The 26,590-nt window shown below is 36.7% G+C and carries 29 protein-coding genes; 5 read left to right on the forward strand and 24 right to left on the reverse strand.

Going from position 1 to position 26,590, the window contains the following annotated elements; genetic code table 11:
- Positions 1 to 23: 23 nt before the first annotated feature.
- The 9 genes from dnaJ to gpr form a co-directional block, all read right to left on the reverse strand.
- Positions 24 to 1,139, reverse strand: a complete 1,116-nt coding sequence (gene dnaJ, locus MKY00_RS21485) for a chaperone protein DnaJ (protein ID WP_000043935.1) — start codon at positions 1,137 to 1,139, stop codon at positions 24 to 26.
- Between the two features lie 204 nt (positions 1,140 to 1,343).
- Entirely contained in the window at positions 1,344 to 3,179 is a 1,836-nt protein-coding gene (dnaK, locus tag MKY00_RS21490; protein WP_000034690.1) for a chaperone protein DnaK, read from the reverse strand.
- A 26-nt stretch (positions 3,180 to 3,205) separates the two neighbouring features.
- Positions 3,206 to 3,784 carry a nucleotide exchange factor GrpE gene (grpE, locus tag MKY00_RS21495; protein ID WP_000392719.1) on the reverse strand — a complete coding sequence of 193 codons (579 nt, stop codon included), beginning with the start codon at positions 3,782 to 3,784 and terminating at the stop codon, positions 3,206 to 3,208.
- Positions 3,785 to 3,912: 128 nt separating this feature from the next.
- Positions 3,913 to 4,929: a heat-inducible transcriptional repressor HrcA gene (gene hrcA / locus MKY00_RS21500; protein WP_000954951.1), complete on the reverse strand. Its 1,017-nt coding sequence runs from the start codon at positions 4,927 to 4,929 to the stop codon at positions 3,913 to 3,915.
- Positions 4,930 to 5,062: 133 nt separating this feature from the next.
- The gene (hemW, locus tag MKY00_RS21505) at positions 5,063 to 6,202 is read right to left on the reverse strand and encodes a radical SAM family heme chaperone HemW (protein ID WP_016718498.1); all 1,140 of its coding nucleotides are present in this window, start codon (positions 6,200 to 6,202) and stop codon (positions 5,063 to 5,065) included.
- Between the two features lie 52 nt (positions 6,203 to 6,254).
- Positions 6,255 to 6,629 carry a winged helix-turn-helix transcriptional regulator gene (locus MKY00_RS21510; protein ID WP_001293546.1) on the reverse strand — a complete coding sequence of 125 codons (375 nt, stop codon included), beginning with the start codon at positions 6,627 to 6,629 and terminating at the stop codon, positions 6,255 to 6,257.
- Positions 6,630 to 6,760: 131 nt separating this feature from the next.
- A complete protein-coding gene (lepA, locus tag MKY00_RS21515) occupies positions 6,761 to 8,584 on the reverse strand; it encodes an elongation factor 4 (RefSeq protein WP_001030957.1) in 1,824 nt (607 codons plus the stop codon).
- 210 nt (positions 8,585 to 8,794) lie between these two features.
- Positions 8,795 to 9,157: a YqxA family protein gene (locus MKY00_RS21520; RefSeq protein WP_016718499.1), complete on the reverse strand. Its 363-nt coding sequence runs from the start codon at positions 9,155 to 9,157 to the stop codon at positions 8,795 to 8,797.
- Entirely contained in the window at positions 9,157 to 10,260 is a 1,104-nt protein-coding gene (gpr, locus tag MKY00_RS21525; protein WP_000662630.1) for a GPR endopeptidase, read from the reverse strand. The genes MKY00_RS21520 and gpr overlap by 1 nt, the downstream gene beginning before the upstream one ends.
- Before the next feature lie 181 nt (positions 10,261 to 10,441).
- Here gpr and rpsT point away from each other — a divergent pair, with 181 nt between their 5' ends.
- Positions 10,442 to 10,699: a 30S ribosomal protein S20 gene (gene rpsT / locus MKY00_RS21530; protein WP_001274011.1), complete on the forward strand. Its 258-nt coding sequence runs from the start codon at positions 10,442 to 10,444 to the stop codon at positions 10,697 to 10,699.
- An 84-nt stretch (positions 10,700 to 10,783) separates the two neighbouring features.
- Here rpsT and holA read toward each other — a convergent pair whose 3' ends face one another.
- On the reverse strand, positions 10,784 to 11,794 hold the full coding sequence (gene holA, locus MKY00_RS21535; RefSeq protein ID WP_016718500.1) for a DNA polymerase III subunit delta: 1,011 nt from the start codon (positions 11,792 to 11,794) through the stop codon (positions 10,784 to 10,786).
- A gap of 345 nt (positions 11,795 to 12,139) precedes the next feature.
- Here holA and MKY00_RS21540 point away from each other — a divergent pair, with 345 nt between their 5' ends.
- Positions 12,140 to 12,274, forward strand: coding sequence for a YqzM family protein (locus tag MKY00_RS21540; RefSeq protein WP_000997609.1), 135 nt, complete (start codon positions 12,140 to 12,142; stop codon positions 12,272 to 12,274).
- A gap of 26 nt (positions 12,275 to 12,300) precedes the next feature.
- Here MKY00_RS21540 and MKY00_RS21545 read toward each other — a convergent pair whose 3' ends face one another.
- The 3 genes from MKY00_RS21545 to MKY00_RS21555 form a co-directional block, all read right to left on the reverse strand.
- Positions 12,301 to 14,622: a DNA internalization-related competence protein ComEC/Rec2 gene (locus MKY00_RS21545; RefSeq protein ID WP_016718501.1), complete on the reverse strand. Its 2,322-nt coding sequence runs from the start codon at positions 14,620 to 14,622 to the stop codon at positions 12,301 to 12,303.
- 14 nt (positions 14,623 to 14,636) lie between these two features.
- Entirely contained in the window at positions 14,637 to 15,194 is a 558-nt protein-coding gene (locus tag MKY00_RS21550; RefSeq protein WP_000439783.1) for a ComE operon protein 2, read from the reverse strand.
- Positions 15,195 to 15,257: 63 nt separating this feature from the next.
- Entirely contained in the window at positions 15,258 to 15,857 is a 600-nt protein-coding gene (locus MKY00_RS21555) for a helix-hairpin-helix domain-containing protein (protein ID WP_029141195.1), read from the reverse strand.
- A 77-nt stretch (positions 15,858 to 15,934) separates the two neighbouring features.
- Between MKY00_RS21555 and comER the strand changes: the two genes are divergently transcribed.
- Positions 15,935 to 16,762 (forward strand): late competence protein ComER, encoded by an 828-nt coding sequence (gene comER / locus MKY00_RS21560; RefSeq protein WP_341035233.1) that lies wholly within the window; start codon positions 15,935 to 15,937, stop codon positions 16,760 to 16,762.
- Positions 16,763 to 16,933: 171 nt separating this feature from the next.
- Here the strand turns inward: comER and MKY00_RS21565 are convergent, their stop codons facing one another.
- The 8 genes from MKY00_RS21565 to MKY00_RS21600 all read right to left on the reverse strand — a co-directional run bounded on the left by MKY00_RS21565 (position 16,934) and on the right by MKY00_RS21600 (position 22,069).
- Positions 16,934 to 17,683, reverse strand: a complete 750-nt coding sequence (locus MKY00_RS21565; RefSeq protein WP_001105574.1) for a class I SAM-dependent DNA methyltransferase — start codon at positions 17,681 to 17,683, stop codon at positions 16,934 to 16,936.
- The gene (gene rsfS / locus MKY00_RS21570) at positions 17,680 to 18,036 is read right to left on the reverse strand and encodes a ribosome silencing factor (RefSeq protein ID WP_000653200.1); all 357 of its coding nucleotides are present in this window, start codon (positions 18,034 to 18,036) and stop codon (positions 17,680 to 17,682) included. Before rsfS ends, MKY00_RS21565 begins: the two co-directional genes overlap by 4 nt.
- Positions 18,033 to 18,602 carry a bis(5'-nucleosyl)-tetraphosphatase (symmetrical) YqeK gene (gene yqeK, locus MKY00_RS21575; RefSeq protein WP_001078362.1) on the reverse strand — a complete coding sequence of 190 codons (570 nt, stop codon included), beginning with the start codon at positions 18,600 to 18,602 and terminating at the stop codon, positions 18,033 to 18,035. Before yqeK ends, rsfS begins: the two co-directional genes overlap by 4 nt.
- Positions 18,592 to 19,161 carry a nicotinate-nucleotide adenylyltransferase gene (gene nadD, locus MKY00_RS21580; protein WP_001226059.1) on the reverse strand — a complete coding sequence of 190 codons (570 nt, stop codon included), beginning with the start codon at positions 19,159 to 19,161 and terminating at the stop codon, positions 18,592 to 18,594. Before nadD ends, yqeK begins: the two co-directional genes overlap by 11 nt.
- 137 nt (positions 19,162 to 19,298) lie before the next feature.
- Positions 19,299 to 19,592, reverse strand: coding sequence for a ribosome assembly RNA-binding protein YhbY (yhbY, locus tag MKY00_RS21585; RefSeq protein WP_000955224.1), 294 nt, complete (start codon positions 19,590 to 19,592; stop codon positions 19,299 to 19,301).
- Between the two features lie 5 nt (positions 19,593 to 19,597).
- Positions 19,598 to 20,431 (reverse strand): shikimate dehydrogenase, encoded by an 834-nt coding sequence (aroE, locus tag MKY00_RS21590; protein WP_000812093.1) that lies wholly within the window; start codon positions 20,429 to 20,431, stop codon positions 19,598 to 19,600.
- Between the two features lie 15 nt (positions 20,432 to 20,446).
- A complete protein-coding gene (gene yqeH / locus MKY00_RS21595; protein WP_000140795.1) occupies positions 20,447 to 21,553 on the reverse strand; it encodes a ribosome biogenesis GTPase YqeH in 1,107 nt (368 codons plus the stop codon).
- Between the two features lie 3 nt (positions 21,554 to 21,556).
- Positions 21,557 to 22,069 (reverse strand): YqeG family HAD IIIA-type phosphatase, encoded by a 513-nt coding sequence (locus tag MKY00_RS21600; protein ID WP_000765306.1) that lies wholly within the window; start codon positions 22,067 to 22,069, stop codon positions 21,557 to 21,559.
- A gap of 247 nt (positions 22,070 to 22,316) precedes the next feature.
- Here MKY00_RS21600 and MKY00_RS21605 point away from each other — a divergent pair, with 247 nt between their 5' ends.
- A complete protein-coding gene (locus tag MKY00_RS21605; protein ID WP_000850094.1) occupies positions 22,317 to 22,472 on the forward strand; it encodes a sporulation histidine kinase inhibitor Sda in 156 nt (51 codons plus the stop codon).
- 146 nt (positions 22,473 to 22,618) lie between these two features.
- On the opposite strand, the gene MKY00_RS21610 is transcribed toward MKY00_RS21605, so the two are convergent.
- Both MKY00_RS21610 and sigK read right to left on the reverse strand, forming a co-directional pair.
- Positions 22,619 to 23,407 (reverse strand): phosphatidylserine decarboxylase, encoded by a 789-nt coding sequence (locus MKY00_RS21610; RefSeq protein WP_016718503.1) that lies wholly within the window; start codon positions 23,405 to 23,407, stop codon positions 22,619 to 22,621.
- A gap of 290 nt (positions 23,408 to 23,697) precedes the next feature.
- Complete coding sequence (gene sigK / locus MKY00_RS21615) at positions 23,698 to 24,411, reverse strand: RNA polymerase sporulation sigma factor SigK (RefSeq protein ID WP_000051382.1); 714 nt, start codon at positions 24,409 to 24,411, stop codon at positions 23,698 to 23,700.
- Between the two features lie 258 nt (positions 24,412 to 24,669).
- Here sigK and MKY00_RS21620 point away from each other — a divergent pair, with 258 nt between their 5' ends.
- A complete protein-coding gene (locus MKY00_RS21620) occupies positions 24,670 to 24,900 on the forward strand; it encodes a hypothetical protein (protein ID WP_000667453.1) in 231 nt (76 codons plus the stop codon).
- 55 nt (positions 24,901 to 24,955) lie between these two features.
- On the opposite strand, the gene MKY00_RS21625 is transcribed toward MKY00_RS21620, so the two are convergent.
- Positions 24,956 to 26,449, reverse strand: coding sequence for a YcdB/YcdC domain-containing protein (locus MKY00_RS21625; protein ID WP_029141196.1), 1,494 nt, complete (start codon positions 26,447 to 26,449; stop codon positions 24,956 to 24,958).
- Positions 26,450 to 26,590: the final 141 nt, after the last annotated feature.

Below are 26,590 nucleotides of genomic sequence, written 5' to 3' on the forward strand. Positions count from 1 at the left end.
ACCAACTCCAATTTTTATTTCCATTATTCCCCTTTGAAAGCACGTTTAAGCTTTCCGAATAAACTATCATCCTGCTCTTCTTGTCCTGCAAATTCACGCAATAAATCTTTTTGCTGTGAAGTTAATTTCGTCGGTACAACAACACGAACGACTACATATTGATCTCCTTGACCGTATCCACGTACGTTCGGAGCACCCTTTCCTTTTAGGCGGAATTCTGTTCCTGTTTGTGTTCCTGCTGGAATTTTCAGCTTCACTTTACCATGAACAGTAGGAACTTCTACTTCATCACCAAGTGCCATTTGCGCAAATGTTAATGGCATTTCGCAAATAATGTGATCTCCTTCGCGCTCAAAGAATTCATGATTTCTTACATGAACAACAACATATAAATCTCCTGCTGGGCCGCCATTTACGCCCGCTTCCCCTTTTCCAGATACGCGGATTTGTTGACCATTATCGATACCTGCTGGAATTTTTACATTGATTTTTTTACGTTTACGAACTTTACCAGAACCGTGGCATGTCGTACATTTTTCTTTAATGATTTGCCCAGTTCCTGAACAATGACCGCAAGCTTGACGGTTTACGATACGACCAAATGGTGTATTTTGTTCTACACTTACTTGCCCTGATCCTGAGCAATGTTTACATGTTTCTTTTGAAGTTCCTGGTTTTGCCCCGCTACCTTTACAAGTATCACATGGATCTTCTACTGGAATCTCAACATTTAACTCTTTACCAAAAATAGCTTCTTCAAAATCTAAAGTAACTTGATATTGTAAGTCAGCACCTTGACGCGGAGCGTTTGGATCACGACGTCTGCCGCCACCGCCGCCAAAGAATGAACTAAAGATATCTTCAAAACCGAAGCCACCGCCGAAGTCTCCTCCGCCGCCAAAGCCACCGAAGCCTTGATTAGCACCAGCATGACCAAATTGATCATATTGCGCACGCTTTTGATCGTCGCTTAATACTTCGTATGCTTCTTGCACTTCTTTAAACTTTTCAATTGCATTTTCTTCTTTACTTACGTCTGGATGGTATTTTTTAGCCAAACGACGATACGCTTTTTTTATTTCATCTTTTGAAGCACCCTTGCTAAGTCCAAGGACCTCATAATAATCTCGTTTACTCATAAATTTACAACCCCCGAATCTTTCACATAAACGTAATTTTAACACCGAAAGAAAGTGCTTTGCAACAAAGTTTCCTCACTTACAGTATGCAAAGTAAAAAACTTAAGACCCTCACACATTCCTTCTCATTCGTGAAAAAAGCCAAAGCCAAGGCACGCTTGACTTTGACTTTTTGTCATCTTACTTATTATGTTTACAGTTGAATTACTTGTCTTCTTTTACTTCTTCAAACTCAGCGTCTACTACATTGTCTTTCTTCGCGCCAGCATCTTGTGCTCCTTGTGCACCTTCTGCTTGCCCTGCAGCTGCTTGAGCTTGCTCATATAGTTTAACAGTTAGTTGTTGTACGATTTCTTGTAAAGCGTCTTTTTTCGCACGGATTTCCTCAAGCTCGTTCTTCTCAATCGCAGCTTGTAATGCTTCTTTCGCTTCTGTTGCTTTTGCAACTTCAGCTGCATCTACTTTACCTTCTAAATCTTTTACAACTTTATCTGTTTGGAATACAAGTTGGTCAGCTTCGTTACGAAGTTCAACTTCTTCCTTACGTTTTTGGTCAGCGTCAGCGTTTGCTTCTGCTTCTTTTACCATACGATCTACTTCTTCATCAGAAAGACCTGAAGAAGATTGGATTGTAATAGCTTGTTCTTTGCTTGTTCCTAAATCTTTTGCACGTACGTTAACGATACCGTTCGCATCAATATCGAATGTTACTTCGATTTGTGGAATACCACGTGGTGCTGGTGGGATATCCGTTAATTGGAAACGTCCTAACGTTTTGTTGTCAGCTGACATTGGACGCTCACCTTGTAATACGTGAATGTCTACTGCTGGTTGGTTATCAGCAGCTGTTGAGAATACTTGTGATTTACTTGTTGGAATTGTAGTGTTACGCTCGATTAGTTTCGTGAACACACCACCCATAGTTTCAATACCTAAAGAAAGTGGAGTTACATCTAATAATAGTACGCCTTCTACATCACCAGTAAGTACGCCACCTTGAACTGCAGCACCTAATGCTACAACTTCATCCGGGTTTACACCTTTATATGGTTCTTTACCAGTTTCACGTTTAATAGCTTCTTGTACAGCTGGGATACGAGTAGAACCACCTACAAGGATAACGCGATCTAATTCACTTGCAGATAGACCAGCATCTTTTAAAGCACGACGAGTTGGTTCTAATGTTCTTTCAACAAGGTTTGCTGAAAGCTCTTCGAATTTCGCTCTTGTTAATGTTAATTCTAAGTGTAATGGACCAGCAGCTCCAGCACTAATGAATGGCAATGAAATTTGTGTTTGTGTTACACCTGAAAGATCTTTTTTCGCTTTTTCAGCTGCATCTTTCAAACGTTGAAGTGCCATTTTATCTTGGCTTAAATCAATGTTATTTTCTTTTTTGAACTCAGCTACTAAGTGATCGATGATAACTTGGTCAAAGTCATCTCCACCAAGACGGTTGTCACCAGCAGTTGAAATAACTTCAAATGTTCCATCTGCTAACTCAAGGATAGATACGTCAAATGTACCGCCACCTAAGTCATATACTAAGATTTTTTGCTCTTCATCTTGTTTTTCTAAACCGTAAGCAAGCGCTGCTGCTGTTGGTTCGTTAATGATACGTTCAACTTCTAAACCAGCGATACGACCAGCATCTTTCGTTGCTTGACGCTCTGCATCGTTGAAGTATGCAGGTACTGTAATAACAGCTTTCGTTACTGTTTCACCTAAATATGCTTCAGCAGAAGCTTTTAAGTTTTGTAAAATGATTGCAGAAATTTCTTGAGGTGTATATTCTTTACCCTCGATTTCTACTTTGTAGTCTGTACCCATATGACGTTTAACAGACATGATTGTATTTGGGTTTGTAATTGCTTGACGCTTTGCTACTTCCCCAACTTGACGTTCTTCATTTTTGAAAGCTACAACAGAAGGTGTTGTACGGTTTCCTTCTGGATTTGGGATAACCTTTGGTTCTCCACCTTCCATAACAGCTACACAAGAGTTTGTTGTACCTAAGTCAATACCGATAATTTTACTCATGGCGAATCCTCCTACTTTTATGTAAATTATTGATTTACTTTTACCATCGATGGGCGAATTACACGGTCTTTTAATTTATAACCTTTTTGGAATTCTTCCACAACCGCATTTGATTCAAATTCGCTGTCTTCTACTTGCATAACAGCTTGGTGTTCATGAGGATCAAACTGTTTACCAACAGCTTCAATCGCTTCTACACCTTCTTTTGTCATCGCTTCTAACAATTGACGATATACCATTTCCATCCCTTGTAATAAGGACTTCATTTGCTCATCATTTGCTTCCACTTGCATCGCTCTTTCAAAATTATCAAGAGCTGGCAAAATATCTGAAACAAGACTTTGTGCTCTATATTTTTCAGCAGCCTGTTTATCCATTTGAACACGACGCTTATAATTTTCAAAATCAGCTTGTAGACGTAGCATACGGCCTTCCGTTTCCGTCAGTTTCGCTTGCAATTCATCTACTTTTTCTTGTAAAAGAGCAGCCTCACTTTTTTCTTCAACAGATTCTTCGCTGTCTTCAGATGTTACGGCTTCTTCAACTTGTGCTTCTTTTACTTCTTCTTTCACTTCTTCTACAACTTGTTCGTTACGCTCTTCCACAATTTTCACCTCCTTAAAAGGTATTAGGTATCATGCATAGCATGATTACCTAAGTATAGTTATATATTACACACAGTGATGTATTGCTTATCACTTGAGCGAATGTATTCTTCTTTATTCTTTATTTTTTATTTTTTTAGTCCGTCTGTAATTTGCCTTGTAAATAACTGCAACAAACTAATTACACGAGAGTATTGCATTCTCGTTGGACCTAAAATTGCAATTGTTCCAACCTGTTCTTCTCCGATTGAATATGTTGCAGAAATTAAACTGCAATCCTCCATAGCCGTTGAAGAGTTTTCCCTACCAATTTTCACTTGAATACCAACTTGTTTATGACGCAAAATATCATAAAACTCAGCTTCGTTATCAATCATGGTAAGTAAAGATCTAACTTTTTGAATGTCATGAAACTCTGGTTGCGAAAGCATATTTGCCTTCCCTCCAAAGTATATCTTTTCCGATAACGGAACTTGAAATGTACCATCCAATATTTTTATTGCACTATCGTAATTATGAACATACCCACGCAATACCGTAACAATCTCCTTAAAGATTTTATTATGGAGTTCCGACATTGGTACGCCCGATAGCTTTTCATTTAAAATATTAACCATTTTTTCTAAATCTGATAAATCAACAGATTCCGGAACGGTAATCGTTTTGCTTTGTACATGCCCTGTATCCGTTACAATAATAGCGACTGCAGTTTGACGATCAAGCGGAACAATTTGTACGTTTTTAAGTTTATTTGTGCTTAACTTCGGTCCAAGAACAATGGCCGTATAATTTGTAAGCTCTGATAAAATTTGAGCTGATTGTTGTGCAATCTTTTCCGCTTCAAAAATTCTTTCAGCAAATAAATCTTTAATTTGTACAATTTCATCGTTCGGTAAATTTTGCGGCGCTAAAAGATGGTCTACATAAAATCGATATCCTTTTTCAGAAGGAACACGTCCAGAAGAACTATGCGTTTTCTCAATAAATCCTAGTTCCTCTAAATCAGCCATTTCATTTCGTATAGTAGCTGAACTAAATGTAATTTCATCTTTTTTAGCCAACGTCCTTGACCCAACAGGTTGCGCTGATCCAATAAAGTCATCAATAATTGTTTGTAAAATTAAGAGCTGACGTTCCGTAAGCATCTCATCATCACCTCTGTTAGCACTCTTTGTCTTCGAGTGCTAAATCTATTAATAACTTACCAAAATTGACATTCAATTGTCAACGGAAACGTCACGAAATAATGAAACTTTTTCACGTTAATGGAACATTTAATTAGTCAATCAAAAATGATTGGAATACTTCATTCCCTAATAATTTTCCTTTTCGCGTTAAACGAACATATCCATCGCTCTCTTCAAGCAATCCTTGTTCTTGGTTGTTTTGTAACTGCTTCGCGAAAACTTGATCCATTTCCATATTAAATTTCTTTTGAAACGCTATTTTAGATACACCTTTTGTTTTTCGGAGTCCTAAGAACAACTCTTCTTCCATTTTTTCTTTCTCCGTCACCACATGAACATCTAAATACGGAAATCCGGTTTCATCGATCTTATTGAAATATTGCTTGAGCGGCCCTACATTTTGGATACGTTCTCCATTTACATAACTATGCGCTCCAGCTCCAAATCCATAATACTCTTCATTATTCCAGTATGTGAGATTATGTCTACTTTCATTATTACCTTTTGAAAAATTACTAATTTCATACTGGGTATAGCCATGTTTCTCCATTTCATCCATTACCATTTCGTACATTTTCGCTTCATGGTCTTCACCTGGAAGTCTTAATTTCCCTTTATTCATTAAGTTATAAAATACTGTTTTCGGTTCCACAATTAATGAATATGCCGAGAAATGTTGTACACCAAGCGTAAAAGCAATGTCTAATGTTTCTTTTACATCTTCTATCGTCTGTCCTGGCAGAGCATAAATAATATCTACATTTATATTTTTAAAGCCTACTTCCTGCGCTTCTCTAATTGCTACAAACGCATCTTCTCTCGTATGCTTACGTCCGATTTTCTCAAGCAATTCATCTCGAAATGTTTGCACCCCAAAACTAATTCGGTTCACTCCACCTTCTAGCAATACATTTAATTTCTCTTTCGGCAAATCACCTGGATTCGCTTCAAATGTTAATTCACAATTCGGGGCAAACGGACGTAAACGACGATTTATAATATCTAATAATTTCTTTGTCTGTTCCATATTTAATGCTGTCGGAGTTCCCCCGCCAACAAAAATCGTTTTCATACTATCAAACGGTACCTTTTGAACTGTATTTATTATTTCTTTCTCTAAATACTCTAAATATTGATCGACCGGCTGGCGTTCAATAAACACTTTATTAAAATCACAATAGTGACAAATATGCTGACAAAACGGAATATGAATATATGCAGCTTGCACCAAAAATAACTCCTACCTTTCTAAAAAGAAAACCTCCGCGCTCGGGAGGCTTCTTTTACTTCTCTAACGTATTACGAATTTGTTCCATTCGCATTTTTCCCCAATCATACATCATTTCAACGATTGGTAAAAGCGACATGCCTAATTCCGTCATATAATATTCCACTCGCGGAGGAATTTCTGGGTATACTGTTCGATCAACAATCCCATCTTCCATTAACTCTTTTAATTGGTTTGACAAAACTTTATGAGAAATGCTCGGAAATAATCGTTGTAATTCACTAAAACGATGAGGCCCTTCCACACCAAGATGCCATAATATTACAACTTTCCACTTTCCACTAATAATAGAAAGCGTCAATTCCTTTTCACAATTAAAATTGCCATTTTGTATTTTTTCTTGAATATCTTTTCGAATATTTTCGGACATTAACAAACTCCTAACTCTATATGAACTAAAAAGCTCTCTCACTATTGTAAATGAGAGCTACTCAGATGTCTAAAAAGTAATTATACGTAAAAAAGAAGTCGCATAAACGACTTCTTTTTTCATTCCAACTATTAGTTGTCATCCATTTTCAGTACAGCCATGAATGCTTCTTGCGGTACTTCTACAGAACCAACAGACTTCATACGTTTTTTACCTTCTTTTTGCTTATCAAGAAGTTTACGCTTACGAGAAATGTCACCACCGTAACATTTCGCAAGTACGTTTTTACGCATCGCCTTAATTGTAGAACGCGCTACAACTTTGTTTCCGATCGTCGCTTGAATTGGCACTTCGAACTGCTGTCTTGGAATTAATTCTTTTAATTTTTCTACGATTACTTTACCACGGTCATACGCTGAATCACGGTGTACGATAAATGATAGAGCATCGACTTGCTCAGAATTTAAAAGAATATCCATTTTCACAAGTTTAGATGGTTTGTAACCAATTAACTCATAATCAAATGATGCATATCCTTTCGTATTTGATTTCAACTGATCGAAGAAGTCATATACGATTTCTGATAATGGGATTTCATATGTCAATGTAACACGCGTTTCATCTAAATATTGCATATCAATAAACGTTCCGCGTTTACCTTGGCAAATTTCCATTACAGCTCCAACATAGTCATTCGGAACCATAATTGCCGCTTTAACAAATGGCTCTTCAACACGATCAATTGTCTGTGGATCCGGCATATTAGACGGGTTATCGACAATCATGTCTTCACCATTCGTTAAGAATACTTTATAAATAACACTTGGCGCTGTTGTAATTAAATCAATTTTAAATTCACGTTCAATACGCTCTTGAATGATTTCCATATGAAGAAGTCCTAAGAATCCACAACGGAAACCAAATCCTAGCGCTTGAGATGTTTCTGGCTCAAACTCAAGAGCAGAATCGTTTAATTCTAATTTCTCTAGCGCATCACGTAAGTCGTTGTAACGTGCAGAGTCAATCGGATACAGACCACAGAATACCATTGGATTTAATTTACGGTAACCAGGTAATGGCTCAGCTGCTGGACGTTTCGCATGTGTAATCGTATCACCAACGCGTGTGTCACCAACATTTTTAATCGATGCCGCTAAGAAACCTACATCACCTACTGTTAACTCATCACGTTGCGTAGTTTTCGGTGTAAACACACCTACTTCTGTTACTTCAAATTCTTTTCCAGTTGCCATCATACGTACTTTATCGCCAACTTTTACCGTTCCATTTACAACACGGATATACGCAATTACACCGCGGTATGGATCATATAAAGAGTCAAAGATCATACATTGTAACGGTTCTTCTGAATCACCTGTTGGTGCTGGCACTTTTTCAACGATTTGTTCTAGAATCTCTTCGATACCAATCCCAGCTTTTGCAGAAGCAAGTACAGCTTCTGATGCATCTAACCCAATTACATCTTCCACCTCTTGGCGTACACGCTCTGGGTCTGCACTTGGTAAGTCGATTTTATTAATAACCGGTAAAATTTCTAAATTGTTATCAAGCGCTAAGTATACGTTCGCTAACGTTTGCGCTTCAATACCTTGCGCTGCATCTACTACAAGAATTGCACCTTCACAAGCCGCTAAACTACGAGATACTTCGTACGTAAAGTCGACGTGTCCTGGTGTATCAATTAAGTGAAGAATATATTCTTCGCCGTCTTTTGCTTTATAGTTTAATTGTACTGCGTTTAATTTAATTGTAATACCACGCTCACGCTCTAAATCCATAGAGTCAAGCAACTGAGCTTTCATTTCACGTTGTGTTAACGCGTTTGTTTTCTCTAAAATACGGTCTGCTAACGTTGACTTTCCGTGGTCAATATGAGCAATGATAGAGAAATTACGAATTTTGGACTGTCTTTTTGCTCTTTCTTCTTTGTTCATCTATGTTCTCAACTCCTAATAGTCTCGCCAATATACACTAGCACTGATTATATCAATAGAGCAGCAAAGATTCAATGAAAACTCGTGCTGCTTACGATACAAATCATTCTATTTATATCTTATGCGAACAAACCATAAGAGACAAACCTTTTTCAAATTAAAGAACGGCTGTCTTACAAACCTGTAAAACAACCGTCCTCCGTTTGACTCTTAACTAAAAATCCCTTTTACTTTCCCAACAACTATATCTGTTCCAAACTTTGTTATTTCATAGGCAACGCTTGCTATCGCCATACCCATTCCTTCTACAATATTAAAACTTTTTAAGCTTTCTAATTGTTTTTGTTTTTCAGTAGCGGAAAACGAACTCTCCAAAGTTTCTGATTCAGTGGCCTCACCTTTTGTTCCTGTCATATGAGCGATTTGTTCATACGACATTTGCTGATAACCTTTCATACTTTTCAACCCATGATTTGCAAGTGCCACCCCTGCTATTACCATAAGTAAGCATATAGCCACACTACATATACATAAAAGCGAAAAGCGACTTACATGATTATCGTCACTTCCCATCAATGTGTATATGCTCCTGTATTATCTTGGTCAATTTGATGATGCAGCGCTGCATTTAAACCACTTGCTATTACATTTGCCATATCCTCTATGAAGGCATCTACTTCTTTCGGAGTCACCATTAAATTATGACCAAGAGGAGATAACACTTCATAAATTAATTTTCTCTTCTCTTCATCTCCCAGTGTACCTACAGCACCTAAAAACATATTCCGGCTCTTTTCATCCGGCATATCCTCTTCTGTTAATTTTTTCTTTTCTCCAAATGTAAAACCAGCCGGCAACAAAGATCGGGAAGGTTTATTTCCTTCTTTCATCTCCCGGCCAAAATGTTTCAAAATAAAATCAATTGTATCGCTTGTAATCGAAACGGCATCCACCACAGTCGGAACACCAATTGCGATAACAGGAATACCTAATGTTTCTTTACTGAGTTCCTTACGTTTATTCCCAACACCCGACCCAGGATGAATTCCTGTATCAGAAATTTGTATCGTACTATTTACCCTTTCAATAGAACGAGCAGCTAACGCATCAATTGCAATGACAAAGTCTGGTTTTGTCTTCTCAATGATTCCATAAATAACATCGCTCGTTTCAATCCCTGTAATCCCCATTACCCCCGGCCGAATTGCACTAACAGGCCTAAACCCTTCTTCTACACTTTCAGGCTGCAATTGAAACAAATGTCTCGTTACCAATACATTTTCTACAACTATCGGTCCAAGCGCATCCGGCGTTACATTCCAATTTCCAAGACCAACAATTAAACAACTCGCTTCTTTCGTAACGCCAACCTCTTCTAAGAAATAAGAAAATTCTTTTGCAAAAATACGCTCTACTTTTTGTTGCAGCTCCGTATCTTGTTGACGTATACCTTGTACTTCAAGCGTTAAATAATTTCCAGGTTTTTTACCCATCGAGTCAGAGGCAGCTTCATCAATTGTAACTTTTGTAACGGTAATACCTTCTTCTTCCCTCTCTTTTACAATAACGCCTTCTATCCCTTTTTGCTCTTCTTGACGCTCTTGCAGCATTTGATGCGCCTCTACAGCAAGGTCCGTTCTAACACTATATTTACTTAAATCTAATGGTTCTTTCATCGTATCTCCTCCGTCATTCATAGTAAATATCGTTAGATTTCCCAAAGTTATATAAGGTCATTCTTTCCTTTACGTGAAATTTCATAGATATACTATTGCAATTCTCTTCACCGTTTGATAGAATATCACTTGTTCTATGTTAAGAATCGAGTCATTCGATTGCACCAGGGAGGTGAAAAGTATGGCAAACATCAAATCTGCTATCAAACGCGCTAAACTTAGCGAAGAGCGTCGTGCACATAACGCTTCTATCAAGTCTGACATGCGTTCTGCTGTTAAAACTGTAGAAGCTTTAGTTACTAATAACGATCTTGAAAATGCTAAAGAAGCTTTCAAAACTGCTTCTAAAAAACTTGACAAAGCAGCTCGTAAAGGTCTTATCCACCAAAACGCTGCAGCTCGTCAAAAATCTCGCTTAGCGAAACAAGTAAACGCGTAAGGCGTTTAAAAAACGATCCATTCGGATCGTTTTTTTATATACAAAAAAGTTCACGCTCTTAGCACGTGAACTTTTTTTGTTTCATCACATATGATTTAACCGCATTAAGAAAAACTCGAGCACAAGTTTCTTATCCATTTTTCCCGTTTTCATACTATAATCAGCTTCCGCTAATTCCATTATCACTTTTTTTAATTCTTCAAAAGAGAAAAACTTCGTTTGATTCATCGCTAATTTTACACGATATGGATGCACACCAATATGAGACGCGATTTGATTTTGACCGTAACCACGCTGCTGTAACTCTTTCACTTGATGCAGTAAACGGAATTGACTTACTAATAACGCAAGCAATTTAATAGGTTCCTCCTGCTGCGTAAATAATCCATCCAAAATTTGCATCGCACCCGCGATATCTTTTTTTACCACTTTTTCTGTCAAAGCAAACACATTTTGTTCAACTGATTTTGGCACAAGCTCTGCAACGAGTTTCGGTGTAATATCTCCGCCCATACCGACATATAACGTTAACTTGTCCATTTCCTTCGCCAACATCGTTACATTACTTCCCACAAGCTCTAACAACAAACTAACAGCCGCATGATCAATATGCACATGCACTTCATCTGCCCGAGCAATAATCCACTTCTGAACATCCTGCACTTGCATTGCATTCGCTTCTACTACATCCGCTGTTTTCTTTAATAGTTTTGTAATTTTTTTTCGTTCATCCAGCTTTTCGTAAGGCGCAACAAAAACAAGAATAGAAAAGGGAGAAGGTTCCCCAATATATTCTTCTAAAATTTTTATATTTTGTTCTAACTTTTCTTTTTGTGAAGTTAAAAAGAGTGGTGATTTTATTAATAACACTTTACGTTCTCCGAAAAAAGGAAGTGTACGTGCATCCTCAACCACATCTTCTAAATATGCTTCTTCTAAATCATATGTCACAACATTAAACTCGCGATCTTCCTCTTCAAGCGCTTCTGTTGTAATAAGCTTTATCGTTTCATTTATAAAAAACGCTTCTGTTCCATATAGTAAATATAACGGAGCAAACTGCTTCTTTTTAATCTTTTTATGTATATCACTCATACTTTTTCCTACTCCCTAACTTGGCAATATATATTTATACTAATGCCCTAGCTTTTGTTTTACAAGTACAAAGGAACAGGCAATATAACCCGTCCCTTTATTTATATTAAACGCCACGCAATAAGCCCCGGGTTTCTTATTGGTGTGCGGTAATCACCTTCCCTTTATTATTCGCAATAAAAATTCGAGTATAAGTGCCAACTGTTAACATGCTTGGAAACAAAAATTCACATTACTTCATGATCTAAAAGTAGTAAAAACGCTATATTTCTCTTCATATGGAAATTGTAGATTTTTTTCTGACAATATTTTATACTAAAGTGGAATGTTGGGGAGGGATTCTAAATGAATGATTTTGAACAAAACGTTCAAAGTAAACGCAATGACGCTATTGATTCAGGGGTAGGATTTATCGTCTCATTTGGTTTTTTCGCAACACTTTTCATCATTGCAACTGTTATTAAATTTATCGGTTCTTAAAGACTGCTGCTTACTGGCAGTCTTTTTTATCTATTATGTGTTTCATCATATGTGATTTTGCTACGAAAGGTTCCGTTTTCCCCTTTAAAAACATAGGAGATAGCCCCTTGCTTATCCGTACGCCATATTTCAATCCCCCTCTTCTCAAAACGCTCTATAACATCCTTATGAGGGTGCCCATACCGATTACGCTCACCGACAGAAATAACCGCTATATTAGGCTGTACGACGCTCAGAAAAGGTGTTGTAGATGACGTATTACTTCCATGATGAGCAACCTTTAAAACATCCGCTCGCAACTCTGGATACGTAGCTACTAAAAACTTCTCGCCTTCTTCTTCTAAATCACCTGTAAACAACCACGTTAGTCCTCCTAATTTTGCCAACATTACAATTGAAGCGTTATTTTCACTGCTCTCCTTCCCTGTTGGCGCTAATACGAAAAATTCCGCTCCATTTATGCTCCAACTTTCTCCTTCTCTCACTTCTCTTATTTTCACTTTCTTTTCTAAAGCCTGTTTCTTTACTATTTTTTCTAATTCCGCATCTTGTTCCTTTCGGCCAAATACAACTTCTTTTACGGTTATATTTGATAATAACTGTTGCGCAGCACCTATATGATCCGCATCTCCATGCGTTATAATTAATTTATCGATCTTTTTAATACCTTCCTTTTGTAAATAAGGAATCAAAATATCATTTCCGACAGAAAATTCATGCTTTTTCCGTTGCCATTCTTCCTTATTTGGAAGAATTGTTCCACCAGTATCAATAAGGTAAATCTCTTGATCATACGGAAGGCGAATTAATATTGCATCTCCCTGTCCAACATCGAGAAAGGTAACACTCCCACTTTCTCGAAAATACGGATATACATAATGGCATGTACTAATAAAAAGAAATACGCCTGCAGATATAAACAGAATTCCCTTCGCCATTCGCCTTTCCCAAACCATCAATATACTAATAATACTCACGCAATATAAGGCCACAAGAAGTATAGGTGTTTGTCCGAAATTAAGACGGGTAAATGGTAAGTTTTCACAATAACTTAAAAAATCATTAGAAAGATTCAAACCTATTGATAGTACATTCGCAAGCCTTTTTGCAAGAAACGGGATGACCGGTATACATATCAAAATAACAATACTGCACGGCAATACAACGAGAGATAAAAACGGAACGTATAGGATATTTAAGAAAATACTATATGGAGAAAAATAACCGAAGTGATATAACAAAATCGGAGTACTAACGAGCTGTGAAATGAAAGAAATATAAATAGAATTTCGAATTACTCCATTACCACTCTCTAGTAAAAGCGGGGCAGATAAAAGTAAAGCAAAACTACCGACGAAAGAAAACTGAAAGCCAATATTAAACACGAGATATGGATCAAATATAAGCATACATATAGCTGTTATACTTAAAGCATCTAAGCTAGATAAACGAATAGAACACATAAAAGCAATTAACATAAAAACTCCTGTTATAGAAGCTCTTATAACAGATGGTGACGCTCCTGCTAAAATCATATACAGAGGAATACAGAAGATAAGACATACCGTTGCTCCCTCCCTTGTCACACCACTTCTTAGCAAAATAAAATACACGATTACCATTAACAATACGATATGCGATCCTGAAATCGCCAATAAATGCACGAGACCGAATTGTTGATATTGCTCTTCAACTTCAAATGTCATTTGTTGTCTATCACCAAATACTAATGCATTCATAAAAGCGCCTGATTGCTCTGGAAACATTTCTGCAATTTCTGAGATTGCTTGTTGCCTCAAGAGAAGAATCCATTGCACGAGTGACAACGATGTTTTATGGCATTCAGAAATATATGTAGCGTCCAATATGAAATGAATATTTTGCTTATATAAATAATCACGATAATTAAACCCATGGAAATTCCGAGCTATTTGCGGTTCTTTCCTCTCACCTTCGAATACACATGATACTCCTGCATGTAATTGTCGCATCTGTTTCTTTTCCAAGGCTGATTTCATTTTGTAACTTAACTGCACTATATTTTTATTCTGATCTTCAACTTGAAATGAGAGGCGATCTCCGTTAATAAGAGGTGTATTATGTATCACCCCTCTTGTAGCTTCGTAGGAATCTCCCAGAGGCTTGTTTTGCCCTTGAACATACGTGGTGTACATAGCGCCACTTAAACACGCTATCATACAATAAAAGAAGGTTTTACACGGAGTACGATACAAACAAAAGAAAACATTTAGAACGAGACAACAAGTCAGCCATACAACTGAAGAAGAGAAGGCAATTGCAATCCCTATTATAAATGAGATTGCAACATAGCCCCATTGTCCTTGCAACTCATACTCACTCCTTATAGCATCATTTTTGCTTTCGTGAATACATGCTGTAATTCTTCCATTGATAAGTTCTCTTTTTCTAAAGATGCAAATAGTTCTTTTAACTCCATATGACGCTTTTGATCCTCTAATGCTGCAATATCATATTCTAGCGGAACGTGTTTCACCGTTACATTCGCTTTTTCAAATAACTCTACGGCATACGGATGATTTTTATAATCCTGTGCATAATAAACTGCTGTAATACCGCTTTGAATAATCGCCTTACAACATTGTAAACAAGGAAAATGCGTAACATAAATTTCCGCTTCCTCCGTTTTCACGCCAAATTTTGCACACTGTAATAAAGCATTCATTTCTGCATGAATTGTACGAACACAATGATTATCAATAACGTAGCATCCATCATCTATACAATGTACGCCACCTTTAATTGAACCATTATATCCACCAGCAATAATTCGTTTATCACGAACAATTGTCGCTCCTACTGCAAGCCTTGTACATGTACTACGTAAAGATAACAAATGGCTTTGCGTCATAAAATATTGATCCCATGAAATTCGTTCCATATTCTTCACCTACTTTTTTGTCTACTTGTAGTGTAGCGAATGGAGAAAAACTTCGTCAATCTTTTACGGAATAATAATTTGATCTTTTATTTTCTCCAAAGACTTCACACCAATCCCATCAATCTCTAACAAATCTTCTATTTTTTGAAACGGACCATGTTCCTCTCGATATTTCAAAATACTTTCTGCTTTCCGAGAACCAATACCTGTAATTTTTTCAAGTTGTTCTTTAGAAGCTGCATTTATTTGAACTTTTCCCTCTCCCTTTGAAACAGCAGCTATTTCTTGCACTTGTTCGTTTTTATTCGGTACGTAAAGAATCATTTGGTCTTGTACCATTTGTGCTAAATTTACCTTCATCCTATCTGCCTCAGGCAAAAAACCACCTGCTTTTTCAATAGCATCCTTGACCCGGTCCCCTTCTTTCATTTCATACACCCCCTCTTTAACAACAGCCCCTTTCATATCAATTACAATTATTTTTTTCTGCTGCTTTGTATCCGATATTTTCGGTTTACTTTTCTTCTCTATATCTTTCTCTTGAACATCCGTTGCAATAACTGATCGCTCTGTATGCTCGTTCGTTTTCCAAAAAAGAAGAAAAAGCACAGTTCCAATAATAGCTGCTAATCCTAACCATTTCTTTGGAAAATCCCACATCATTTTTCACCTCTAATCATAAATTTATAACATCATTCATATTGTTTAGGAGAAAGCTGTTACGAAGGAGGGATGAAACATTGAACATAGGAATTATAGGGACAGGAAACATGGGGAATATACTAATCGATGCATTTTTAGAAACCCGTGCTGTCAAACCTTCGTGCCTTACGATTATTAATCGAACGCCCGCCAAAGCATATCATATAAAGGAAAAACACCCTTCTGTTCATATAGCCAAAACTATTGATGAGGTAATTGAACGATCACATCTTATTTTTATTTGCGTAAAGCCGATAGATATATACCCGATCTTGCAAAAATACGCTGAACATTTTTCTGATGAAAAGTGCTTAGTTTCTATCACAAGTCCAATATCTCCATCACAATTAGAGACACTTGTACCTTGCCATGTTGCTCGTATTATTCCGAGCATTACAAACCGCGCCCTATCCGGCGCATCACTATTTACATTTGGAAGTAACTGCTCTGAAGAATGGCAACAAAAACTATTTCGCTTATTCAAAAACATTTCTACTCCCCTTATAATAGAAGAAGATATAACGCGCGTTTCATCTGATATAGCAAGCTGCGGCCCCGCATTCTTTAGTTATTTATTACAATGTTTCATTAATGCTGCTGTAGATAAAACAAATATTACACATGAAGAAGCCACTACTTTAGTAAGTGAAATGGTCGTTGGAATGGGGAAACTACTCGAAAAAGGGATTTTCACATTGCCTACTTTACAAGAAAAAGTATGTGTGAAAGGCGGCGTTACAGGAGAAGGTATTCGGGTTTTAGAAGAACATGTTGGGGATATGTTTCATAAATTAATCGAGCGGACACACGAGAAATTTGATGAAGATTTAAAATGCGTTGATCAGCAATTCAATAAACACACATAATAAATACGTCATCGTCATTCCAAATCCTTTTTATAAATACTTAATTTTTCACATTACATTTTTACTTAAACTAGCACTTTCAAAATTCACGTATATCATCTTCTTATTATTCTACAACTAAAATTACAGCTTCTTCACAAAACAAAAGCAACCTTCTCGGTTGCTTTTGTTTTATCCGTTTTTCTTCGCCATGAAGAAAATACGCTCTGTTTGTTCTGTAACTTCAAGTCGCTCAAAGTCACCAGTTACACGAAGCACTGTAAAACCAGCTTCTTCAAGCCATTTCGTTAACTCTTCAACCGGATATGCACGTTGTACGTGACATTCGTCAAAACGATGGTACACATCTTCTTCTGGGTCTTGAACAAAGAATGTTAAATCATGTTCTACACTGTTTGAATCTTCACCAGGGAAGCAATTCCAAATAAGAGATATTTCTTCTCCATTCACTGTGTATGTTTCATTTTGAAATACATGATGTATTTTATATAAAGAATGTACATCAAATAAAAACAAACCATCTTGACGTAAATGATGAAACACTCTTCGGAATGTTTCTTGCACTCCATCTTCTTGCAATACATAGTTTAATGAATCACAAAAGATCGTTACACAGTCAAACTCACCTGGAACATCAAGCTCTCGCATGTCTTGTTGGTAAAAAGGAATAAAATATCCTGCCTCGCCTAGTTTTTGCTGTGCGACTGCTAACATTTCTTCCGAAAGATCGACACCGATTACATCGTAACCCTTTTGTACAAGCGGAAGCGTTACATTACCAGTACCGCATGCTACATCAAGAATCTTCGCCTCTTTCACATCCGCTTGCTGTAAGCTTTCCTCTGTGAATTCCACCCATTTATCATAGGGGACATCATTCATTAGTTCATCGTACAGCAACGCAAATTGCTCGTAGTTCATTGGCCTAACTCTTCTGTAATATCTTCACGTGGTACATCGCCCCATAGACGCTCTAAATTATAGTGATTACGCTCATCTTTATGGAATACATGAGCAACTACATCTCCAAGGTCAACTAATACCCAGCGAGCTTCGTCAAAACCTTCCATACGTTGTACGTCGATTTGGAACTCGTGTGCTTTCGCTTTAATTTCACGCGCAATTGCTTGCACTTGCTTATCTGAGTTACCGTGACAAATAATGAAATAATCTGCAATTGGTGAAATACCTTGCATATTTAGGACAACCATATCTTCCGCTCTCTTATCATCAGCTGCTTTTGCTGCTAATACTAATAAATCTTTATCTTTCATTTACTCATTTCCTCCTTGATAACTGCATTGTATGTTTGGAATGTTAATGGATAAATCGTTTGATCTTTTTCCATTAAAAATTGAATTGTTCTCTTTAGCGCAAATAATAAAGCTTGATCTATATCCGTATATGCGAGTTTACGAGCTTCCTCCACCCCTGGAAACTTTCGCCCAGGCTCAATGTAATCAGCTACATAAATTACTTTATCTAACATCGTCATTTTCTCATGACCACTTGTATGATATGTAATAGCTTGTAGGATTTCAGGATCTGTAATACCTACTTCTTTTTCTACTAAGTATGCCCCAACAGGTGCATGCCATAACTCTTTGTTATAACAAAGTAAATCTTTCGGCAAATCTTCACTTTTAATGATCTCTTCCATCTCTGAAATCGCTCTACACTTCGCATAATCATGAAATATAGCTGCAACTTCAGCTTTTTTTTCATCCACACCGTATAACTTAGCAAGTTCAATTGCTGTTTCCATTACACCAATTGTGTGTATATAACGTTTTTCATGCATTTGTTGTTTCACAATATGAAGTGCTTTCTCACGATTCATACAACCCATTCCTCTCGATATATACCTGTACTTTTTCAGGAAGTAAATATTTACATGTTTTCTTCTCTTTATATCTCTCACGTAATAAAGATGAAGAAACAGCAAACTCCGGAATTTCCACAGTGGTGATAGGATAAGGTGTATGCAATGTATACCCAGGTCTTGCAACCCCAACAAACGTTACAAGATTAAGTAACATTTCAATGTTATACCACTTCGGCAAATACTCAACCATATCTCCACCAATAATAAAATGAAACTGCACATCCGGATGCTTCTTCGTCAATTGTAGCATAGTGTCATACGTATAAGATGGGCCCTTCCTGCTTAGCTCTTCTAAACAAATAGAAAAATGTTCCTCTTCCTCAGTCGCAAGCTCTAACATTTGCAAACGACTTTCTACACTTGTAATATTCCGCCCTTGTTTATGCGGCGGAATTTGGTTCGGTAAGAACCATACTTCTTCTAAATTCAAAGCATGATATACTTCATTTGCAATGAGCAAATGTCCATAATGTGGCGGATCAAATGTACCGCCAATGATGCCAATTTTCCTCAAAAGAAACGCCCCTTCCTTTTACGTACAGCAACTCTCTTCATTCCTAACAGAAGAGAGTTGCTATTAATAAAAGTTCAATTGGTTTCGCTCTCTACATCATTACGCATCAACGATAAAAATAGCGCATGCTAATCTTTTTATCGAGGAAGCTTAATTTGTTTATTTTCTCTTGACTCTTTGTATAAAACGATTGTGCTTCCAATTACTTGAACGATTTCAGCACGTGCACCTTTTGCAAGTTCTTCTGCAACTTCACGGCGATCGAATTCACAGTTTTGTAGCACACTTACTTTAAATAGCTCACGAGCTTCTAAAGTATCTGCGATTTGTTTAATCATATTTTCATTTACTCCGCCTTTTCCTACTTGAAAAATTGGTGTTAAATGATGTGCCTGTGCACGTAAAAATCTTTTTTGTTTTCCTGTTAACATATATGTTAGCCTCCAAGCTTTCTTATAACTAATTGTTTCATTCGTTCGATATTTGGCGTACGCCCTGTCCACATTTCAAATGCAAGCGCTCCTTGATAAACAAACATATCAATACCATTTTGAATCATTGCACCTTGCTCTTTCGCCTCACATAAAATTTTCGTTTCAAATGGATTATAAATTATATCTGATACAATCGTTCCCTTATTCAACGAAGAAATTTGTAACGGCGTATGTTCGACGCGTGGATGCATACCTATTGTTGTCGTCTGAATGATAATATCATAATTCCCTTGTTCTTCTGTTGCTTTCTCTAGCGATAAAGCAACAGAATGGACAGTAGCCTTACATGCAGTAATAAGTTCCTTCGCCTTATCTACCGTACGATTCGCTACATCAATCTCTTTCACACCTACATCAGCAAGTGAAAAGTAAATAGCTCGACTAGCACCGCCTGCGCCAAGTAATAAAATACGTTTCTCTTGAAGTGGTTCACTACTAATGGATTGCAGTGCTCGGACAAAACCAATTCCATCTGTATTGTAGCCAATCAATTTCCCATCCTTATGAACCACCGTATTTACTGCACCAATTTGTTTTGCTAGCGGGTCAATCTCATCCAAATAATCCATAATCGCAACTTTGTGCGGAGTTGTTACATTAAATCCTGAAATACCTAACGCTTTTAAACCTCTTACTGCTTCCCCTAGCACTTCCTCTTTAACAAGAAAGGCATGATAATGGGCATCCATATTCAAGTGTTCAAATGCATCGTTATGCATAACGGGTGATAATGAATGTCCAATTGGATTTCCGATTACACCATATAATTGTTTCATAAATCCCTCTCCATATTAAATTAAAGATTTACGCAATGAAACACTTACTCCTTTTGGTACGTGTGCAACAATTTTTGCTCCCGGTTCGTTCACAGTAACCCATCCTAATCCAGAGAATACAACATCCGTTTTTGGTTCACGAATATTAAACTCGTATTTCACTAGCTCTGGCATATTTTCTAATTCTTCTGGTGTTGGCGGGCTTAGTAAATCCCCTGCATGATTTTTATACAATTCATCTGCTTTCTCAAGCTTTGTACGATGGATTGTTAAACGATTTGAGAAGTGACAAGTAAATGCGCGACGACCGCCACTTACGTAATCAAAACGTGCCAGTCCGCTAAAGAACAATGTTTGTTCTTCATTTAATTGGAATACCATCGGCTTAATTTCTTTTGTTGGTGTAATAAGCTTTAAGCTTTGTTTTCCAACATAATGAGCCATTTGATGGTGGTTAATAATACCTGGCGTATCATATAAAGAAGATTCTTCGTCTAACGGGATATCAATTAAATCAAGCGTTGTTCCTGGGAAATGAGATGTTGTAATTACATTTTCAGTCTCATCACTAAATTCTTTAATCATACGATTAATAAATGTTGATTTCCCTACATTTGTACATCCAACAACGTAAACATCTTTTCCGCCGCGGTAATACTCAATCGCATCTGCCAGCTCAGCAATCCCTTGTCCCTTTGCTGCACTAATTAAAAAGACATCTTCTGGCTTTAATCCTAGCTGCTTTGCACTATAGCGCATCCAATGCTTTACTTTATCATGTTTTACTGACTTAGGAATTAAATCAGCTTTATTCCCAACAAGTAATACTTTATTATTTCCCACGAAACGATGTAAGCCAGGTAACCAGCTACCATTAAAATCAAAAATATCTACAATCTTAACTACTAACGCATCTGATTTTCCAATACCGTTTAGAATACGTAGGAAATCATCATCTGTTAATGATACATCTTGAATTTCGTTATAATGTTTCAATCGAAAACAACGTTGACAAATGACTTGTTCTTTTTCTAAAGATGAGGCAGGAGCATATCCCACTTCATTTTTATCTTCTGTTTGAATTTCTACACCGCAACCAATACATTTAATTGTTTCAGTCAAACTTTATTCCTCCCAGTTAATTAAACCTTTTTTCTTCATGTTTCTCATGATTCTTCGTTCAATTTTTCGATTAAAGCGCGTTACTAATCCGTCCGTTTGTGCTACTGGTACAACTAAAATTGTATGAAGTCCAACTCGGTTTCCACCTAGCACATCCGTTAGTAATTGATCTCCAATTACTACAACTTCATCTGGCTGCAACTGCATGTCTTGTATCGCACGCTTAAACGCACGGACAAATGGCTTACGTGCACTATGAATAAATGGAATGCCTAATGGATCAGCAAAGTCTTTCACTCGTTGCTCATTATTATTTGAAACGACCGTTACTTGAATGCCTTGCTCTTTCATTTTCAAAAACCATTCTTCAAGTTGTGGCGTTGCATTTGGACGATCCCATTCAATTAAAGTGTTATCTAAATCAGTAATAACACCTTTAATTCCACGTTTTTTCAAATCTTCTGGTTGAACATGATATACATTTTTCACATATTCATTTGGTAAAAATAGTTTCAATTTCTTTCACCTCTTTGAGGAGTTTTCATAAAAATTTTTCGACAACATATTTCGATATATGGCCTGTGGATAAAATTGTACACATTTTCCACATTAATTTTTCAGTTAATTTGGAATTTACTAACAATCTATACACATTTTATCCACCTAGGTATGTGGATAACCACTCGTTTGTGACTGTCATATTTTTTTGGTACATTAAATGCAACAACGAATCAATCCTTATATTATTAGGAGGTGACTCACCTTGAAAACAAAACATATGGAACAGTTATCTACTGAGTTACTCACTGAGTCTTATTATAAAGCAAAAGAACTAAAATTAAATCCCGACTTCATTTTACTTATAAAACAAGAAATTATTAGACGCTCATTAGAGGACAAGCTCGTCAAATCGTCTTGATTACATATAAAGTGAAATTTTAAGTAACTAACTTGTAAAAAGAGCCATCCTGCGATGGCTCTCGAATAAACAAGTACTCCCATCTAGGGAATTTCATCATTACGCATCTTTGTCCATAAATCTTGCTTACAGTTATAAAATCTTTTTTACTTATGAGCCAATCGAGTAGCAATTTTTTCACCAAGGCGAAGTTCTTGTCCACTCTTCAATTCTTGCACTACTTCTATCATATCTTTTTCAAACAATAACACAACCGTTGAGCCGAATGTAAAGTATGCCATTTCTTCACCTTTTTGAACAGTGTCTCTTTCATGCAGCAGCTCAATACTATTTACAAACATAGCTCCTACTTTTACAAGCGCCATATGTTCACCGTCACTATTCACTTCTGTAACAGAACGATAATTTTTTGACAATGGTTCTTTCCCGTATTCCATACCAGCTGCATTTACCGGATATGATTTTCTACCGAGTACAAATCTTTCAGTCACAGAACCAGAAAGCGGACTATGAATACGATGATAATGACTTGGGCTTAAATAAATAACCATGTATGTACCACCTGCATATCGCTGTGCACGTTCTTCATTACCTAGCATATCCACAATCGAATAACGCTTGCCTTTAATATCAAATGTTTTTGTCTCCTCAATAGGACCGTGATCAGCAAAAACACCATCAACAGGACTAACAATACTCGATGCAGCTGTATCAATACTACGCTTTCCTTCTTTTAGCTTACGCGTAAATAATTCATGCAATGTTCTATATTCCTTCAAACCCTTTTCCATCTCATCTTGATTAATTTGAAACACTTTCGCATACGATGGAATAATGATAGAGCTTAAACGAGATTGTGCAAATTTACGTAATATATAAGAAGTAAAACGACCATTTGTAAGTTCGATCATAAGTCGATATAATGTACGTCGCAAATTGCGGAACCTCCTAATTAGTCTATAACTTTAGCTTTCCCTTCTTTTCCTCCTATATCATATGTAAAATTGGTTCTTATTCCCACATATCATATAGAACTGTTTCAGTATAGATGCAGAAAGCTAAGTATGGTATTATTCTTAAATTGTTTAGCACCTTCTAATATTACAGATAGAATCCGTCATTTTCAACAGTGAACATGGATTTCTTCTGAACACAACTCTTTTTCTTTCCTTATTTACAAAAAGAAAAGCAGCCCATTTTAAAATACGGCTGCTTGCAATGTACATTATTCTTTTGCTTTTTTCTCTTTCTCTGCTCTTACAAATTCATGGAACATTTTCATTAAAGCGCGCTTTTCAATTCTTGATACGTAGCTTCTGGAAATACCAAGCGCCTTTGCAATCTCTCGTTGTGTTTTCTCCTTATCAAGCCCCAGTCCAAAACGCTTCACGATAACTTCTTTCTCTCGTTCGTCTAAAATATCGATATACTCTTTAATCTTTTCTAACTCCATACTCAGCTGGATCATATCAATTACATCTTCAGACTCTGATTTTAATATATCAATAAGCGATATTTCATTCCCCTCTTTATCTTGCCCGATTGGGTCATGAAGTGAAACGTCCTTTTTCGTTTTCTTTAGTACACGTAAATGCATCAAAATTTCATTTTCAATACAGCGTGCTGCATATGTCGCAAGTTTTGTGCCTTTTCCTGCTGAATAGCTCTCGATTGCTTTAATGAGCCCGATTGTACCAATTGAAATTAAATCTTCTGCATCTTCCCCTGTGTTTTCAAATTTTTTAACGATATGAGCTACAAGCCGTAAATTATGTTCAATTAACAGATTCCTCGCTTGAGCATCACCTTGCTCCATTAACTCTAAGTACTTTCTCTCATCGTCTGATGATAACGGCTGCGGAAACGCATTGTTCTTCACATAAGAAACAAAAACAAACACTTCTCGAACCATATATCCAATTGCGGCGAATAGACTCAAACCTTTCACCTCCGCCAAAATAGTGGTCTTTACTAAGTGTATGTGGGCGTGGGGTTGTTTGTGTCTGTACGATATCATTCCCATATGTTTTTAAGCATAATAATTGTCTCATAAAGCTTCACTACGTATACTTAAACAAAAGATTGGAGAGTGGAATATGAAATATTTCATTTCCCTCTTGTACACGAGTAGCTTGTAAGAGATGAACTCCTTGTACGCTCTTGCAAGCTACTTGTACTACAAGGAGGGATTACAAACATGAAATTTGAAAGAACACGTGCTTATACAAGACACCAACGTCAACGTACAATGCGTCGAAAAATGAATATTGCAAAACACGCATGGGGATATACTCCTGAAATTGCCGGTATTTTTGCAAAAGGAAAAGTTCACTGTTCTTGTGGAATGTGTACAATAAAGTGGAGAACAGAAGGACCGCCTGCTAGTGTACAGAAATGGTTATATAAAATTGATACATACGAAGAATAATCGTTCTTTCTAAAAAAAGGTCTTCTCTCGAAGACCTTTTTCCCTATTTAAAAGTTTATTTACTCCAAAATTTCTCCCCAGTATGCGCATCAATATAACGAATTTCTCGACTACAGTCGAAGGATTCTTTATGATTTTCATCCGTTGTTTGTTTATACAGTAATACGTAATTCGTTTCCTCTACCTCATTTTCTAAAAACCATTCTAAATGAACTTGCATGGCCCCTCTGTATATTTCTAACGCTTTTTCCTTTGTTACTTTTGGTGTCGTTTCATATGTGAGCAATTCTTTTATAAAATTGCTAGACTCCCCAGAGTAGTGCATCACAGCACCATTCTCTGTATTAATATTAATCATAATATATTTTCTCTCTACTTGAATGTCATTTACATATATTGAAAAGGAAAATCTCTCAATTCCATCTTCTTTTTCATAATTATCCCAAAGTTGAACATAATTGGTTGCATCCGGAATAATATGCTCCAAAAATTGAAGTGCTTTGTCTAAACATTGGTCTCTAGATAAGAGCGTTTTCCTTTCTCGCTCATCCGTCCACATTAAACAGGAAAGTAATTGATTTGTTTCTTTATCTAAAGTAATTACAACGAAGTTATCATGTTTCAATATCGGGGAATACTTTCTATAGAATTCCTCCATTGAATATGCATCTTTCTCTTTTCTTTCTTTTTGTAATTCTTTCTCCAGTACAAATCTCATCTGAATTTCATACCTATCCTCTTTTTCATCTACTTTTATAAATTTTTCTTTATCCCAATCTAATAAATCGAGCACATCTTTTCTTTCACTGTTTTTTATCGCTTTAACAACTGGTACTGTAGAAGCTATTCTATAGTGGTCTGGCCCAAACAAATCTTTACCTGTACTTGCATCAATAAATGCATGACTTGGCTCTGGTTCATATACAAGACGGTACCCTTTTACTTCTTCTCCATTTTCATACTCACATGAAGAGTGTGTTAAATCTACAAATACAAGTCTCATATCTTGTCTAGCCTTCAAACTTTCTAAGACGACGTTCTCCTCAACAATGTCACTTGGCCATAACGGTTTTTTCTCGATAGCTTTTTGTCCATTATAATGAAAATGCATCACATCACCTAATGGATGTACTAGCACAACACACCCCGTATTCGGCAATGGATAGCCATTCACTTCTTGTATATAATTTACTTCTTTCCAACCGCGCCAATCATCCTTAACAGTTACATATGTATAAAATTCATATCCTTCTTTTGTATATTTTTTTAAGAATGTATTTGCAACCTCTCTTGCTTTATTCTCTTCTATCGCTTCCTTACCGTTCGAAAAATCTTTTTCATCCTCTATCCTAAAGTCAATTAAATTACCAGTATGTCTATTCAACGTAATCTGTATTGTTCTCTCCCCATCCTCTTTATGTTCCCACCATAATAGATGATATGGGTCATCCACACCTTCTTGATCATCTACAACAAGCCTATAATCATCTGGAATGTCAATAATATGAGCCACTTGCTCTTTTCTTTCTTTATCTTTTTGATTCATCATACCGCTCCCTTTATTACAATTTAAGGTAATTATAACAAACAAAAGAAATATAAAGTGAAACTTTAATCAGCCCTCACCAATCGGGATTTTACTGGCAGTAAGACCCCCACCTACCTTCTTTGCTTTCGCTGAATTTTGAGG

This window comes from Bacillus sp. FSL R9-9834 (assembly GCF_038006905.1).
In the GTDB taxonomy this organism is placed as follows: Bacteria; Bacillota; Bacilli; order Bacillales; family Bacillaceae_G; genus Bacillus_A; species Bacillus_A pacificus.